Genomic DNA, 14,880 nt, shown 5'->3' on the forward strand with positions numbered 1-14,880 from the left:
CCGTCGCGGCTGGCGACGCTGCTGCTCGTGTCGGTCACCGCGGTCTGGGGCTCGACGTTCTTCCTCATCCGTGACCTCGTCGAGCACGTGCCGTCGGCCGACTTCCTGACCGTGCGCTTCGCCATCGCGGCGGTCGTCATGGCCGTGCTGTTCCGGCGCCAGCTGCTCGCCCTGACCCGGCGTGAGGTCCTGATCGGTGTCGTCCTCGGGATCCTCTACGGCCTCGCCCAGCTGCTGCAGACGGTCGGGCTCGAGCACACCGACGCATCGGTGTCCGGGTTCGTCACCGGCACCTACATCGTGCTGACACCGGTGCTCGCCGCGATCCTGCTCCGCGACCGGATCCCGGGGACGACGTGGTTGGCCGTCCTGCTCGCCACCGCCGGGCTCGCGGTGCTCTCGCTGCGCGGCATCTCGGTGGGCTACGGCGAGGCCCTCACGCTGGCCGCGGCGGTGCTCTACGCGTTGCACATCATCGGGCTCGGCCGGTTCTCGACCGCTGCTTCCGCCACCGGCCTGGCGACCGTGCAGGTCGGGGTCATCACGGTGGTGGCGCTGGTCGGCGCGCTCCCCGGAGGCGTGACCCTGCCCTCCACCGGCGGCCAGTGGACCTCGCTGCTCTACATGGCCCTGGTCGCCGGAGCCGTCGCTCTCTGGGCCCAGACGTGGGCGCAGTCGCACCTTCCCGCCACCCGAGCGGCCATCGTGATGACGATGGAACCGGTCTTCGCGGCGTTCTTCGCGGTGCTGTTCGGGGGCGAGTCACTCACGCTGCGCATGCTGCTCGGGGGCGCGCTGGTGCTCACCGCGATGTACGTCGTCGAGCTGCTCGGTCGCAGCGCCGGCGCTTCGGCGGAGGAGGACCGGCCCGCCGAGCTGCTGCATCACGAGGTCTGAGGGTTGGCGTCGGGGCCTTGTTCCAGCAGTGGCACCAGCTCGGCGATGGCGCATTCGGTGCCGGCGTCGTCGACGTCGAGGTGCCAGACGAGGCGCACCGCCGTGGCGCTCACCGGATAGAGGCGTATGCCGCGTCTGCCCGCCTCCTCGACGAAGGCCGCAGGGGTCCACCCCGCCCCCGCCACGTCGAGCACGACGATGTTGGTCTCCACCCGCCGGGGGTCGATCGAGGCGGGGACCGCTGCTGCCGCTGCCTCGGCGAAACGCCGGGCGCGCGCGTGGTCGTCGGCGAGCCGCAACAGGTGGTGGTCGAGCGCATGCAGGCCGGCCGCGGCAAGGATCCCGACCTGTCGCATGCCGCCCCCGAACCGCTTGCGCCAGATCCGCGCCTGCGCCATGAGGTCCCGCGACCCGACGAGGACCGAACCCACCGGGGCGCCGAGCCCCTTGGACAGGCACACGCTCACGGTGTCGAACAACGCGCCATAGGTTGCGAGCGGGACGCCGGTGGCGACGTGGGCGTTCCACAGGCGGGCGCCGTCGAGGTGCATCGCCACGTTCCGCGACCGCGTGCCCGCGCGCAGGGCTTCGATCTGGTCGAGCGGCTGGACCGTTCCACCTCCGAAGTTGTGGGTGTTCTCGACGACGACCAGGCGCGTGTTGACCTGGTAGGTGCCGCCGTCGGGGATCATCAGCGCGAGCGGCTGCGCGGCGTCGAGCAGCCCGTGGTCGGCGACCCAGGACCGCGACGAGATGCCGGACAGCACCGCGGCGGCACCCATCTCCGCGCGCAGGACGTGGGCCAGCGAGTCCGCGATGAGCTCCTCACCGTGGGCGACGTGCAGGCGCAGGCACAGCTGGTTGGCCATCGAGCCGGTCGGTGCGAACAACGCGTCCTCGTGCCCGAGCAGCTCGGCCACCCGCTCCTCGAGCCGTCGGACCGTCGGGTCCTCGCCGAAGACGTCGTCGCCGACGGGGGCGTCGGCCATCGCCCGGCGCATCGCCTCCGTGGGCTGGGTGAGGGTGTCGGACAGCAGGTCGACCAGGGGCGCAGCAGGCATGCGAGCCAGCCTAGGAGGTGGACCACCGTGGACGGCCGGCGACCCGGCGGCATACCTGCTCGAAGCTCGCCAGGTGGCGGGCCGGGCCGGACCCGTCGCGGACGTCAGTCCTTGGCCAGCATCTCGGCGACGAGGAAGGCCAGCTCGAGGCTCTGCTGGTGGTTCAGCCGCGGGTCGCAGACCGTCTCGTAGCGCTTGTTGAGGTCGGCGTCGAGGATCTTCTCCGCACCGCCGATGCACTCGGTGACGTCGTTGCCGGTGAGCTCGACGTGGATGCCGCCGGGGACCGTGCCCAGCCCTTGGTGCACCTCGAAGAAGCCGCGCACCTCCTCGACGACGTCCTCGAAGTCCCGTGTCTTGTATCCGCTGGCCGACTCGAAGGTGTTGCCGTGCATCGGGTCGCAGATCCAGGTGACCTGCGCGCCCGAACCGGTGATCTTCTCGACCAGGGTCGGGAGGGCGTCACGGACGGTCTTGGCCCCCATGCGGGTGATGAAGGTCAGGCGACCCGGCTCACGGTCGGGGTCGACCTTGTCGATCAGGCGCAGCACGTCGTCGATCTCGGCCTTGGCCGACAGCTTGATGCCGATCGGGTTGAGCACCTTGGAGACGAAGTCGATGTGCGCGCCGTCGATGTCGCGGGTGCGCTCGCCGACCCAGATGAAGTGACCGCTGGTGTCGTAGAGCTCGCCAGTGCGGCTGTCGACGCGGGTCAGCGGTCGCTCGTAGTCGAGCAGCAGCGCCTCGTGGGACGAGAAGAACTCTGTGGTGCGCATGGCGTCGAAGTCGGCGCCACAGGCCTGCATGAACTTCATTGCCTTGTCGATGTCCTTGGCCAGCCGCTCGTAGCGGTTGTTGGCCGCGTTGGCGACGAAGCCACGGTTCCAGTCATGAACGTGGCGCAGGTCGGCGAAGCCACCCTGGGTGAAGGCCCGCACGAGGTTCAGGGTGGCCGTGCTCGCATGGTAGGCCTGCACCAGTCGCTGCGGGTTGGGCGTGCGTGACTCGAGGGTGAAGTCGAAGTCGTTGACCATGTCGCCGCGGTATGCCGGGAGGGTGACTCCCTCGCGCGTCTCGGCGCCGCTGCTGCGCGGCTTGGCGTACTGGCCGGCCATCCGGCCGACCTTGACGACCGGGACGGAGGCGCCATAGGTGAGGACGGCGGCCATCTGCAGGATGGTCTTCACGCGGTCGCGGATGTTGTCGGCGGTCGCGGACGCGAACGTCTCCGCGCAGTCCCCGCCCTGCAGGACGAAGGCGTCGCCACGTGCCGCTGCGGCCATCCGGGACTTCAGGACGTCGCACTCCCCCGCGAACACCAGTGGCGGATACGACGCGAGCTCGGCGACGGCGCTGGAGAGGCGGGCGGCGTCGGGCCACTCCGGCTGCTGGGCAGCCGGGAGGTGGGCGCCGGCCGCGAGGCTGGCGAGGGCGTCGTGGTGCTGCGTGGTGCTCACCGCTCAAGGATAGGCGGGACCGCGCGCACCCCGTCCCATGGCCCAGATCCCGATACCCTTCGACGCGAAGGAGGGTACCCATGGCCTCTCGACTGACGGTCCCCGGCAACCCGGTGGCGCACCCCGACGCGGTGGTTGCAGGCGAGTGCTGGCGGATCACCGTCCTCACCCCCGGGCTCCTGCGGCTCGAGTGGTCGGAGTCGGGCGGGTTCGAGGACCGGGCCAGCACCTTCGCGGTCAACCGCGCGCTGCCGGCGCCGGACATGCAGGTGCACCGCCAGGGTCAGCGGATCGAGCTGTCGACGGACTGCCTGCACCTCGACTACGACGGCGAGCCCTTCAGCCCGAGTGGTCTGGTCGTCACGGCGACGTCAGCGATGCCCGATGCCCACACCAGCGAGTGGCGCTTCGGCCAGCCTGCCGACGGGCTCGGCGGCACGGCCCGCACCCTCGATGACGTCGACGGCGCCGTCCCGCTCGGCCCGGGTGTGGTCTCCCGGACCGGCATCGCGGTCATCGACGACTCCGACTCGTTCCTCATCGAGGACGGTCGCCCTGCCGTGCGTCGCCCGGGCACCCGGGACCTCTACGTTTTCGTCCGCGGCCACGACTATCGCGCCGCCGTCGCCGACCTCTACGCAGTGTCCGGGGCCGTGCCTATGCTCCCCCGCTGGGCCCTCGGCAACTGGTGGAGCCGCTACCACCCCTACTCCGGGGACGAGTACCTCGAGCTGCTCGACAGGTTCGAGGCAGAGGGGGTGCCGCTGTCGGTCGCGGTCCTCGACATGGACTGGCACTGGGTCGACATCGACTCACGGTTCGGCACCGGGTGGACCGGCTACTCGTGGAACCGTGACCTCTTCCCCGATCCGCCCACCTTCCTCGCCGAGCTGCACCGCCGCGGCCTCGCCGTGACGCTCAACGTCCATCCCGCCGACGGGGTCCGCGCGTTCGAGGACGCCTACCCACAGGTCGCCGAGGACATGGGCGTCGACCCGGCCAGCGAGCGCTCAGTGGCCTTCGACCCGACCGACCCCCGCTTCATGGACTCCTACTTCCGGCGGCTCCACCACCCGCTCGAGGACGAGGGCGTCGACTTCTGGTGGCTGGACTGGCAGCAGGGCTCGTTCAGCCGCACACCCGGCGTGGATCCGTTGTGGCTGTTGAACATCGAGCACTTCAACGACTCAGCCAGACGAGGTCAGCTCCCCATCACCTTCTCCCGGTATGCCGGTCCGGGCAGCCATCGCTATCCCGTCGGCTTCTCGGGCGACACGCACATCACGTGGGACTCCCTCGCCTTCCAGCCCTACTTCACCGCGAGCTCGTCCAACATCGGCTACGGCTGGTGGAGCCACGACATCGGTGGCCACTGGTACGGCAGCCGTGACGACGACCTGACCGTCCGCTGGGTGCAGCTCGGTGTCTTCTCACCGATCATGCGCCTGCACTCGACGCTGCACCCTTTCATCCGCAAGGAGCCGTGGACCTTCCCCGCCCAGGCCCGCACCACGATCGACACCTTCCTGCGGCTGCGGCACCGGCTCGTCCCCTACCTGCACACCATGAACGCCCGCGCCGCGCGCGAGGGTGCGCCGCTCGTCGAGCCGATGTACTGGGCCGACCCAGGAGCCATCGAGGCGTATGCCGTGCCGAACCAGTTCCGCTTCGGGACCGAGCTCGTGGTGGCCCCGATCACCAGCCGACAGCAGGAGGTCATCGGGCTGGGCAGCGCGCAGGCCTGGCTGCCCGACGGCGTGTGGACCGACCTGTTCACCGGCACGCGGTACCGCGGCGGGAGGCAGGTGCGACTGCACCGGCCGCTGGAGACCCTCCCGGTGTTGGTGCGCGCGGGCGGCCTCCTTCCGCTGGCTGGCTCGGACGACGCCGCCGTGGGTACGGCAGTCCCCGAGCACATCGAGCTCGTCCTGGCCGTCGGGGCGGACGGCCGGTTCGACCTCGTCGAGGACGACGGGAGCAGCGGTGCCGACGACGGGAGCAGGGGCCCGGACGACGGGAGCACCGCGGCGCACACCGCGGTCACGACGACCACCTGGGACGAGTCCAGCGGCACCCTGGTGATCGCGGCGCCGACGGGAGCCGTCGACGTCCTCCCTGCCTCACGCAGCTGGACGCTGCTCGTCCTCGGCGTCGAAGCCGGCGCCAGCATGACCAGCCAGGGCGGGGTCGAGACGACTCTCTCCCCCCAACCCACGACCAGCGGCACGCGGTTCGCCCTCGGCGACGTCGCCATCGGGGGCGGCCTGACGGTCACCCTCGGCGACGTCCGGCCCTTCGACTGGTCGCGGACCGTCGAGGCGGTGGGCCAGGTGCTCGACCGGGCGCGGATCGACTACAACCTGAAGAGCACCGCCTTCGACCTGGTCGAGTCGGCGGACGGGCCCACAGACGCGGCTGCGCGCCTGCGTGGTCTCGAACTCGACCGTGAGGTCGAGGCCGCCGTCCTCGAGCTGATCCTGGCCCAGTACTGACACGCTGCAGCCTCACCGCCGCGATGGCACTATGGCAGCGGAGCCCTCGGGCACCAAGACCTCGGACACCCACGGATGGGGGCTGCCATGTGGGCAGAGCTGGTGCTTCTCCTCGCTGCTGTCGTCTTCCTGGTGGTAACAGGCCTGCTGCACCGCGGCTTCGCGAAGCAGCCGGGCGTGGCCCTGGCGGGAACTCCCCCACGATTCGCGGCGGCTGTCGACCGGGCAGGAGGCGCGTCGTCCGTGCGCGCCGGTCTGTGGCTCGACCTGATCTTCATCGCGGCATTCGGGCTCTCGGCGACCCTGCTCCTCCGCGCAGCCGACGCGAGGTGGGGGCTCCCACTGGGTGCCGCAGGGATGGACCTGATGGAGAACCTCCTCATCGGTCTCTTGACCCGACGTGGCTCGGCGCCGGGCACAGGCATCCTGGCGGTCGTGGCGGTCCTCAAGTTCACCCTCTATCTGCTCACGCTCATCGAGCTCGTGCGTCACGTGCGGTGGTGAGGGAGCCGAGCCGAGAGACTCCGCTCACGACCCGCCGGGTGGCTGCAGGGTCGCCCCGGGGTGCGAGTACACGACGTAGGCCAGCCACGTCGCATCACCGTCGGCACGAGCCTTGTCCCGCGCCGTCACCACGGCCTTGGCCATGGTGGCTCCCCCGAGGAGCTCGGTGTAGAGGGTCTCGACGAAGGTGCGCGCCGGCTCGTCGCCGACCGACCACAAGGAGCTGATGAAGGCTCCCGCCCCACCTCCCAGGAAGGCCTGCGCGAAGCCGCCGAGGCTCGACAGCTGGCGGGCGACCCGCCCCGCCTGACAGGCGTTGAGCACGACGAGCGGACCATTGCCCTTGGCATCGGCGAGGTCGGCCAGCTGCTCGACAGCGCTCGCGCTCAGCGACTCCTCGACATAGCTGCCGTTCTCCGCGCGACCGGCCAGCAGGATCCTGGCGTCGGACGCAGCGGTGTTGGAGGCGGCGCCGTGGCCGGCGAAGTGCAGGAGGTCGAAACCACCGTTCTGGATGATGTCGAGGACTGCGCCCTGCTCCGCCGCGACTGGTTTGGCGCCGAGCCGCCGCTTGAGGAACTCCTCCTCCTGGGTCACTTCGGTGAGCACCCAGTCCGGGTTGGCGTAGGCCGGGCACAGGGAAAGCACCTTGCCCTTGCGGGTGCGGAATCTCACCGGCCGGGGGAAGGTCCCCCACAGCCACCGGACCATGCCGAACTGCCCGAGGAACAGGGTCTCCGTGCCGAGCTTCTTCCCGCGTTCCTTGAGGTGCACGAGCTCCCAGGGGATGAAGGGTTCCTGGGACATCACCATGAGCTGGCCCAGCCGACTCCTGTTCTCCCACAACACGTCCTGCAGCTCCGCAGGGAACAGCTGGTCGAACAGCTGACCCCCGAAGACCCGCAGCTCCCGCTGGAAGGTCTGTTCGTCGCCCTTGCTGCTCAGCCAGCGTTCCTCGATCTTCGTGTAGAGGCCGTTGACGAACGCCTCACGGTTCTGCAGGGGTGGCGACGTGAACTGCCGCAGGATCCCGAGCTCCTGCGACTGGACGTCGTAGTCGTAGTACGTGTCCCCGCCGTTCTGACGCTCGTTGATCCGCAGCCACTGGACGCCGTCAACACCCGTGACCAGCCCGGGATCCGTCTGGACCCGGGCCTCGGCAGAGACACGACCCGCTCGGGCGACTGTCGACGTGCCCGAGACCGTCGCCGTGAGCCGCAGGGTCACCAGGGCAGCCGGGCCCTGGCGCAGCACGACCCAGACCTCGCCGTCGCCCGCGTGCGTGGGTTGCACGTCGAAGAGGAACTCGGCGACCTCACCCGGGGCCGGGACCTCGGTCGTGACCCGGTCATCCCCCACCGTCTCGACGTTCTGCTTCGGCAGGACCTGCACGATGAGCTCTCTGGTCGAGTCGACCTTGCCACCACCCGCGCCACTCGCGCCGGTCGCCGCCGCCTTCAGCTCCTCCCGTGAGAGGCGGCAGCTGAGGCTGACCGTGCGGCCGACCACGAGGTCCGACGGCAGGTCGGCCGCCATGAACACCGAAACATCGCGGCTTCGGGCTCGTCTTGAGGGTGCCCCGGACGTCGGCTGGGGCGGCTTGGCAGCGGACTCGAACTCGGGGCTCCTGGTGCCACGGCGGGCGCCGGCCGTGGGTGCGACCTCCTCGACGACGCCGACGGGAGCCCCACGGTCCAGGACGACGCGGGTCCGCCGCGTCCTCGGCAGGGGGCGACCCTGGGGTCCCGTCTCGCGCGGCAGCGGGCCCGGCACCCGCCCGACCTCGACGGTGGGGCTGCGCATCACCTCCTGTAGACCCAGCGCGTCACCGATGGCCGTGTCTGCCTTGGCCCCCCGCAGTGCGCGGGTGAGCGTCGCAGGGTCGATGGCGTAGTGCAGCGTCTGCCCCTGGTGCTCGCGGGTGACCACGACGAAGTCGGCGTCCCGGGCTGCCGCACGTCCCTCTCGTGGTGTCGCGTCGACGGGGACCACCCGGATGTTGCGGATCGCGCGGTGCGGCAGGCTCGGCCCCACCATCGAGCCGGGGGCCACCGCCGGCTGCGCCGGTCCCCCGACCCCCAGCCAGGCGGCGAGGGCGGCGGTGACCTGTGGCTGGATGAAGTAGTTGAGGTGGTAGACCACACCGTTGGCGCCGAAGTCGAGCGTCTCCATGACGAAGCCACCGCCGGATCCGAGGTCGATCGCCGCCATGGAGGACGTGTGGACCACGAGGTCGTTCTGGACCCCCATCAACTGGTCCACCAGACCGTCTGCCAGCGCATCCAGGAGTCGTCGCGGCAGCTCGGGCGTCCCGGCCCCGTGAGCGAAGAGCTTCGGCTCGAAGTCGGAGGACACGGCATACCAGGGTGTCCCGGCGCCGGGCTGACCGGGCTGGACCTCGTTGAGCATCTTCACGAACTTCCCGTCCGGCTCCATCGCGGCAAGGCCGGGCACCTTCCGGTCGGTGACCGCGGCCGCCACGAGGTACTTCACGAACGCGCCGACGCTCTTGACCACGCCGCGCACGATCTCCGCCGCGGGGGCGCTGCCCGTCAGGAGCCCGATCGCGCGCGCGGAGGCGGCGACCAGGTTCGTGTACAGGTCGACGAAGGTGTTCCAGTTCGCCGGCTCGGCCAGCCGCGTCCCGGCATTGGTGGCCCCCACGAAGATCATCCGCTGCACGGTGGCGCGCCAGGGCGAGGACGGCAGCAGGTACTCCACGAGACTCCGCGCAACCAGACCTCCGCGGCTGTAGCACACGATGTCGATGGTCGGCGGCGCCTTCAGCGCGTTCTTCTCGAGTCGCGCCAGGAGCTCTGTGGCGTTCTCCAGTGGGTCCTTGCTCAGCGTCGGGTGGTCGAATCCGAGGATGGCGTCGTATGCCGTGCCCGCAGCATCCAGGAACGCTCGGCCGTGGTCGGTGGAGGTCAGTGCGCCGTAGCTGCCCACCGTGGAGGAGAAGGTCCCGTGCACGAAGAGCAGGATGCGGGCCGGCCGGTCCTGGGGCAGCTTCACGTCCCCGAGCGTGCTCACCCGCGACCACTTGCTGACGTCCTTGCCCTGCATGATGACAAGGCCGGGCGTCACGTGTCGCTCCAGGAAGCCCATGAGCGGTCCGGGGACCAGCCCTGCCACGAACTTGAGGACGTAGGCCTTGGCGCGGCCCACGACGAAGTCGCCCAAGGGGCCCCGGACCGTCCGAGACGGAGCCGGCGCCGCCGTGGCCGGCTCGGACGCACGGACGTCGAGCTCGAAGTGCACCTGCCGCCGCGCCGGGCCGCGGCCGCGTCGCGCCCTCACGGTCGGGGTTCCGTTGTCGGTGGGCAGCTGCCAGGAGTAGAAGCCGTCCTGCTCCAGCAGGATCACGGCTGACTCCTCTGGCGCGACATCGAGGTCCAGGCTGACGGTGGCCGCCCGGCTGGGGGCACGCCTTCCCGGGGCCGGGCGGGGCGGCACCAGCTCCACGGGCTCGACCAGCTCGAGGTCTTGGTCGGCGAGGGCGTCCAGGAGAGCACCGGTCACGTTCTCCTGGCCGGCTGCGGTCCGGCCGGCTGTTGGGCTCCGGCGCCGTCGACCGGGACTCGGTGGGCTGCCGGTCGTGGTCGTGGCCGTCCCGACTGAGTACGAGTCGGGGTAGGTCACTGTCAGCGCACCAGAAGTCCATTGCCGACTCGGCATCGTGTCGTTCCTTCCGCCTTGGCCAACCCTCCACCGCAGGGCGAGGCTGCCCGCCAGAACCTGTGACGCAATCGAACGATAGGACCATTCGACGCGACCCAACTCCGGCAATTGCACGAGAATGACGTCAGCTGTCCCTGGCCCCGCGGCCCCACACATAACGCCGTCGCTTCGGTATCAACAGCGCGCCTGACCCCTCTTTGAGGACAAGAGGTTGGGTAACCTGCCCAGCCGAGGTTGGAGGATCGTCATGCGTGACGAATTCACGTCCCGGGTCTCGAGCCTGGCGATGGTGGTAGCAGCCCTCTCGAGCCTGGGCGCGGTGATCTACCTGTCCGTCAGTGGCCAGCAGGTGGACGAGTACCTGGCCGGTCTCGCGGGGCTCACCGTCGGCGCCCTCCTGCCCTCGCCGCTCACGTCGGGACGCACGGCCCCGCCGCAACCGCGCCCCGAGCAGGGACGGCACCGGGTGCCTCGGGGCAGCGCCGACCTCGCACGCTGAGGCGGCGCAGCGCGGCATACCCCATGGATGCGCTGATGGCTCGTGGCACGGGTCACGTCCGTTGTGTCACCGTGCGGTGCGGATCAGCAGGTACCGGTGTTCTCGAAATAGCACAGGAGGCTGACGGGCAGCACGAGGCCTGCCACCATGGCTGCCACGGAAACGGCTATCGCCGATCCCGCCACCCACACCGGCTCGTGATCGCGCCGGTTGGCGCGCAGCGCTGACACGGCCACAGCCATCGCCAAGGCGCCCATGGCAGCTCCCGCGATGCCGAAGTCCTCGATGCTGAAGGCCACTTCGCCGAAGCCCAGCGGAGTGTCCTGCCAACCGAAACCGATGGCGGCTGGCAGCGTCGACAACGCCGCAACGGCAAGGGCGAGGGCGAGGGCGGGGAGCGATCTCCCCTGGTGGCTGGGCGTCCTGCTCACCCGCCGAAGTCTAGGAACTCGATCAGCTGCTCGGCCAGGGACCTGCCCTGCTCGTAACCGGCTCGAGCAGCGGGCGGACGCGTCGACGGGTCCATCAGATTCGTGCCGAATGCCTTGAGGGAGTTGCCATCCGGCAGGATCGTCGCGACCCTGCTGCCGCCCGCGCGCAGCTCGTCGACCTGCGCTGCAAGGTGCATCCCCCAGAGCAGCGGGTGCCGCGTTCGGCCTCCGAGTGGAGAAAGCACCAGCACCCGCCCGTAGCCGGCCGCGAGATCGGCGTTCTCGTTGCGACGGTAACCGCCGTCGATGTATCGAGCGCTGCCGATGCGGTAGGCGACGCCGCTCGCTGTGCTGGCGGCGACGGCGTCCGCCAGCGGCACCGCACTGTGGCGGTCGAACACGACCGGTTCACCCGTGTGGGCATCGACCGCGGTGATCAGCATCCTGCGTTCCGGCCATTGCTGGCTGGGCAGCCGGGCGGCGACGGTGGCGCGCCACCGCGTGTGCCCGGACCCATCCGACGCCGCCTCCAGGTCGAGCGCCGCCGCACCCATTCTGCGGCGCATGTCGGCCGCGTCCTCAGCGGCGGCGATGATTCGGTTCGTTCTCTCCAGGTGGTCGACCACCGGCCCGGTGCGAACGCGTCGACCACTGGTTGCCACCGGAGCAGTCCGCGGCGGGGCCGCAGGGCCGACGATGTCGGCAAGCAGGGTGGTCGGACTCGCGCTGGTGATCTGGGCCGCGGCCGTCGCACCGGCCGACGTCCCGATGACCAGGTCGGCCTCGGTCACATCCAACCCGGCATCCACCAGGCCGGCGCTGACGCCGATGAGCCACGCATTGCCTGCCGATCCGCCCCCACCCAAGACCAACGCCCTGCTCAGGGCTGCCGCCGAGGTCGACGCTCGCTCGCTCATGACCGGGCACTCTATGCACCCGGGAGGCCGACTGCCCGAGTGAGGCTGCCGACGGCTATCGACGTCCACCCCCTGACGCGGTTAGGTAGTTCCGTGTCGACTGCCTCTCCGGTCACCACGGCACGCGGGGTCGTGCGGACCTACCTGATGCTGCTCCTCGGCAACACCCTTGCCCAGGCCCTCATCTGGGGCATCAACACGATCTTCCTGCTCGACGCCGGCCTGTCCAACCTGGAGGCGTTCGCGGCGAACGCCTTCTTCACCGCAGGCATGGTGATCTTCGAGGTGCCCACCGGGGTGGTCGCCGACACGATCGGTCGCCGCGCGTCCTACCTGCTCGGCACGATCACGCTCAGCGTGGCCACGCTGGCCTACGTGGGGCTCTGGCACTGGCACTCGGCGTTCTGGCTCTGGGCCCTGGTGTCCATCGGACTCGGACTCGGCTTCACCTTCTTCTCGGGCGCCGTCGAGGCCTGGCTGATCGACGCCCTGGCTGCGGTCAACTTCACCGGCACCGTGGAGTCGGTGTTCGGGCGCGGGCAGGTGGTGGGCGGAGCCGCGATGCTCGTCGGCTCGCTCGGCGGGGGTGTCATCGCCCAGCATTCGTCGGTCGGTGTCCCGTTCGTCCTGCGCTCGGCGATCCTGGCCGCGATGTTCCTGTTCGCGTCCGTCGTGATGCACGACATCGGCTTCACACCCGACCCGCGTGGCCGCCCCCTCGCCGAGATGCGACACATCGTCGCGACCTCGGTGGACCTCGGGTGGCGGGTGCCTGCCGTCAAGTGGTTGATGGTCGAGTCGCTCTTCACCGGTGGCGTCGCCATCTACGCGTTCTACGCGCTGCAGCCGTACCTCCTGGAGCTCTACGGCGACCCCCACGCGTACCAGATCGCCGGTCTCGCAGCGGCGATCGTCGCAGGGGCCCAGATCCTCGGAGGGCTGCTCGCCCCCCGGCTCCGTCACTTCGTCCACCGCCGGACCAGCGCCCTGGCCGCGATCTCGGCCCTGGGGACGCTGGCGCTCGCCCTGATGGGGCTGGTGCACAGCTTCTGGGTCGTCATCACCCTGGTGAGCGTGTGGGGTCTGCTCTTTGCGGCGTCGATGCCGATCCGCCAGACCTACCTGAACGGCCTCATCCCCTCCAAGCAGCGTGCCACGATCCTGTCGTTCGACTCCCTCATGGGTTCCAGCGGTGGGGTCTGGGGCCAGCCGGTTCTCGGCAAGTCAGCCGACCTGTGGGGGTACGGACCGTCGTACGTTGTCGGTTCCGCGATATCCGCCCTCGCGTTGCCCGCGATCCTCCTCTCACGTCGCCAGAACGCTCCAGCCGATCTGGTCACCTCGAGCCCCACCGCGCCCGGCGTGGGTCCCGCGGCCCCCGTCTGACCACCCGGCCACCGGTCCAGAGCCCTCGGGGCCGCGCCAGTCACGGACGGCGGTTGTAGTACTCGGTGAACTCGCGGCACCGTCCTTCGCCGTCGAAACGGATGACGAAGCAGTTGTCGTAGATGCGGACGAATGGCCCGCCCGGCACCTCTCGGTACGACGATGTGCCGGTGGCCACCACGATGTCGCCGTCCACCGCGACCGGAGAGTACTTCGCCTCGTAGGTGCCCGGCGTGTCGCGGGTCGAGGCGCCACCAGAGGCCCCCTCGCCGAGCCAGGACGCGACGACAGGGTCTCGACCGACCGTCGGCTCGTCAGACGGGTGGTAGCGGTAGACGATGTCCTCGCTGAACAGCCCGGAGACAGCGTCCCGGTCGTAGGACAGCCATGCGTCGACGTACCGGTCGAGCCACTCCTGAGCGGTCTCCCGATCCATCGACCCACCCCCTTTCCGCGTGTCGCGGTCGTCCGGAGGTTCGGACTCGCGTGACGCCGACCTCAGCTGCCCTGCTTCGCCGCCAGCGCCTCGAAGTTCTCGTACAGCTGGGGAACGCCGTGCTTGTCGCGCGCCCTGAGCGCAGCAGGGCCGACGCGCGTCCAGACACCCGCAGCCCACCACCAGTCGAGCACGAGGTCAGTGTCGATCAGCCCGTTCTTGGTGAGCGTGCCGATAGTCTCGCCCCAGTTGAGAACACGGGACACCAGGACGTCATCGATGGAGGCGGTCTCGGGGTCGAAACCGTCGGCCAACACGGCCTGCATGGCGTCTTCGAGGCCCATGGTCGAGCCCCACTGGGCCAGCTGCACGAGCATTACGCCGTCCTGCCGATCTGCCATCTCATCCACCCCATCAGACTGTGACGTGTTCGGACAACGACGCTACGCCGAGCCACCGGCCCACGCCATACGCTCTGAGGACGAGCCACAGACCCGGCGGCGCGGGTCCCCGGACGTCGTGGACGGGTCAACGCCCCACCCTTTCCTTCCACAACCCGCCTTCGAGGCGCACGATGGGACAGTGGAGACGTGGGACGCCATGCGGGCGCGCCGCAATGTTCGGCAGTTCACCGATCAGCCGGTACCCGGCGAGGCGCTCGACCGGATTCTCGAGGCTGGGCGACGCGCCCCGTCGGCGGGCAACTGGCAGCCGTGGGACTTCGTGCTCGTCACCGACAGGGCACAGCTGGTCGAGCTGGCGAAGGTCTGGCAGGGCGCCAGGCACGTCGCCGGAGCGGGGGCCGCGATCGCCATCGTCGCGCCCGAACCACAGGACGACCGGCAGTCCGAGCTGCTCCAGTACGACCTCGGCCAGGCCACGTATGCGATGACGGTTGCCGCGGCCGACCTGGGCGTCGGCACCGGCCATGCCGCCGCCTCCGACCAGGACCGGGCCAGGTCCGTCCTCGGCTTCCCCGAAGGACGATTCCTGGCCTACCTGCTCTCCGTCGGCTATCCGTCGGACAAGCCGTTGGCCGTCATCCGCCAGCTCAACCGGCGGCCCTTCGACGAGGTCGTGCACCGCGGACGGTGGTGACCGCCTGACCGCGTGGTGACC

At 70.1% G+C, this 14,880-nt stretch carries 13 protein-coding genes; 6 read left to right on the plus strand and 7 right to left on the minus strand.

Features of this window, described 5'->3' with window-relative positions; genetic code table 11:
• Nucleotides 1-27: 27 nt before the first annotated feature.
• Nucleotides 28-897: a DMT family transporter gene (locus AC1DWP_RS04255; RefSeq protein WP_477613191.1), complete on the plus strand. Its 870-nt coding sequence runs from the start codon at nucleotides 28-30 to the stop codon at nucleotides 895-897.
• Here the strand turns inward: AC1DWP_RS04255 and AC1DWP_RS04260 are convergent.
• Both AC1DWP_RS04260 and AC1DWP_RS04265 read right to left on the minus strand, forming a co-directional pair.
• Nucleotides 885-1,958, minus strand: coding sequence for a threonine aldolase family protein (locus AC1DWP_RS04260; RefSeq protein WP_477613192.1), 1,074 nt, complete (start codon nucleotides 1,956-1,958; stop codon nucleotides 885-887). The two genes, AC1DWP_RS04255 and AC1DWP_RS04260, sit on opposite strands and share 13 nt — an antisense overlap.
• A 104-nt stretch (nucleotides 1,959-2,062) precedes the next feature.
• Nucleotides 2,063-3,415, minus strand: coding sequence for a class II 3-deoxy-7-phosphoheptulonate synthase (locus AC1DWP_RS04265; protein ID WP_477613193.1), 1,353 nt, complete (start codon nucleotides 3,413-3,415; stop codon nucleotides 2,063-2,065).
• A gap of 80 nt (nucleotides 3,416-3,495) precedes the next feature.
• Here AC1DWP_RS04265 and AC1DWP_RS04270 point away from each other — a divergent pair, with 80 nt between their 5' ends.
• Nucleotides 3,496-5,907: a glycoside hydrolase family 31 protein gene (locus tag AC1DWP_RS04270; protein WP_477613194.1), complete on the plus strand. Its 2,412-nt coding sequence runs from the start codon at nucleotides 3,496-3,498 to the stop codon at nucleotides 5,905-5,907.
• 87 nt (nucleotides 5,908-5,994) lie between these two features.
• Nucleotides 5,995-6,411 (plus strand): hypothetical protein, encoded by a 417-nt coding sequence (locus AC1DWP_RS04275; RefSeq protein ID WP_477613195.1) that lies wholly within the window; start codon nucleotides 5,995-5,997, stop codon nucleotides 6,409-6,411.
• A 24-nt stretch (nucleotides 6,412-6,435) separates the two neighbouring features.
• Here the strand turns inward: AC1DWP_RS04275 and AC1DWP_RS04280 are convergent, their stop codons facing one another.
• Nucleotides 6,436-10,248 (minus strand): DUF7379 domain-containing protein, encoded by a 3,813-nt coding sequence (locus tag AC1DWP_RS04280; RefSeq protein ID WP_477613196.1) that lies wholly within the window; start codon nucleotides 10,246-10,248, stop codon nucleotides 6,436-6,438.
• Between the two features lie 91 nt (nucleotides 10,249-10,339).
• Between AC1DWP_RS04280 and AC1DWP_RS04285 the strand changes: the two genes are divergently transcribed.
• Nucleotides 10,340-10,591: a hypothetical protein gene (locus AC1DWP_RS04285; RefSeq protein WP_477613197.1), complete on the plus strand. Its 252-nt coding sequence runs from the start codon at nucleotides 10,340-10,342 to the stop codon at nucleotides 10,589-10,591.
• An 83-nt stretch (nucleotides 10,592-10,674) separates the two neighbouring features.
• Here the strand turns inward: AC1DWP_RS04285 and AC1DWP_RS04290 are convergent, their stop codons facing one another.
• Nucleotides 10,675-11,022, minus strand: a complete 348-nt coding sequence (locus AC1DWP_RS04290) for a hypothetical protein (RefSeq protein ID WP_477613198.1) — start codon at nucleotides 11,020-11,022, stop codon at nucleotides 10,675-10,677.
• Entirely contained in the window at nucleotides 11,019-11,939 is a 921-nt protein-coding gene (locus tag AC1DWP_RS04295) for a patatin-like phospholipase family protein (RefSeq protein WP_477613199.1), read from the minus strand. Before AC1DWP_RS04295 ends, AC1DWP_RS04290 begins: the two co-directional genes overlap by 4 nt.
• A gap of 147 nt (nucleotides 11,940-12,086) precedes the next feature.
• On the opposite strand from AC1DWP_RS04295, the gene AC1DWP_RS04300 reads away from it, so the two are divergent.
• Complete coding sequence (locus AC1DWP_RS04300; RefSeq protein WP_477613433.1) at nucleotides 12,087-13,325, plus strand: MFS transporter; 1,239 nt, start codon at nucleotides 12,087-12,089, stop codon at nucleotides 13,323-13,325.
• Nucleotides 13,326-13,365: 40 nt separating this feature from the next.
• Here the strand turns inward: AC1DWP_RS04300 and AC1DWP_RS04305 are convergent, their stop codons facing one another.
• Nucleotides 13,366-13,761, minus strand: coding sequence for a nuclear transport factor 2 family protein (locus tag AC1DWP_RS04305; RefSeq protein WP_477613200.1), 396 nt, complete (start codon nucleotides 13,759-13,761; stop codon nucleotides 13,366-13,368).
• A 62-nt stretch (nucleotides 13,762-13,823) separates the two neighbouring features.
• Complete coding sequence (locus AC1DWP_RS04310) at nucleotides 13,824-14,162, minus strand: DUF4760 domain-containing protein (RefSeq protein ID WP_477613201.1); 339 nt, start codon at nucleotides 14,160-14,162, stop codon at nucleotides 13,824-13,826.
• Between the two features lie 181 nt (nucleotides 14,163-14,343).
• Between AC1DWP_RS04310 and AC1DWP_RS04315 the strand changes: the two genes are divergently transcribed.
• On the plus strand, nucleotides 14,344-14,859 hold the full coding sequence (locus tag AC1DWP_RS04315) for a nitroreductase family protein (protein WP_477613202.1): 516 nt from the start codon (nucleotides 14,344-14,346) through the stop codon (nucleotides 14,857-14,859).
• Nucleotides 14,860-14,880 lie beyond the last annotated feature (21 nt).

Source organism: Pedococcus sp. P2_F6 (assembly GCF_056403675.1).

Coding starts and splice junctions, on each gene's coding strand:
- AC1DWP_RS04280 (WP_477613196.1), bottom strand. CDS start 10,248: ATGTGTGGGGCCGCGGGGCCAGGGACAGCTGACGTCATTCTCGTGCAA.
- AC1DWP_RS04260 (WP_477613192.1), bottom strand. CDS start 1,958: ATGCCTGCTGCGCCCCTGGTCGACCTGCTGTCCGACACCCTCACCCAG.
- AC1DWP_RS04275 (WP_477613195.1), top strand. CDS start 5,995: ATGTGGGCAGAGCTGGTGCTTCTCCTCGCTGCTGTCGTCTTCCTGGTG.
- AC1DWP_RS04285 (WP_477613197.1), top strand. CDS start 10,340: ATGCGTGACGAATTCACGTCCCGGGTCTCGAGCCTGGCGATGGTGGTA.
- AC1DWP_RS04270 (WP_477613194.1), top strand. CDS start 3,496: ATGGCCTCTCGACTGACGGTCCCCGGCAACCCGGTGGCGCACCCCGAC.
- AC1DWP_RS04310 (WP_477613201.1), bottom strand. CDS start 14,162: ATGGCAGATCGGCAGGACGGCGTAATGCTCGTGCAGCTGGCCCAGTGG.
- AC1DWP_RS04295 (WP_477613199.1), bottom strand. CDS start 11,939: ATGAGCGAGCGAGCGTCGACCTCGGCGGCAGCCCTGAGCAGGGCGTTG.
- AC1DWP_RS04305 (WP_477613200.1), bottom strand. CDS start 13,761: ATGGATCGGGAGACCGCTCAGGAGTGGCTCGACCGGTACGTCGACGCA.
- AC1DWP_RS04300 (WP_477613433.1), top strand. CDS start 12,087: ATGCTGCTCCTCGGCAACACCCTTGCCCAGGCCCTCATCTGGGGCATC.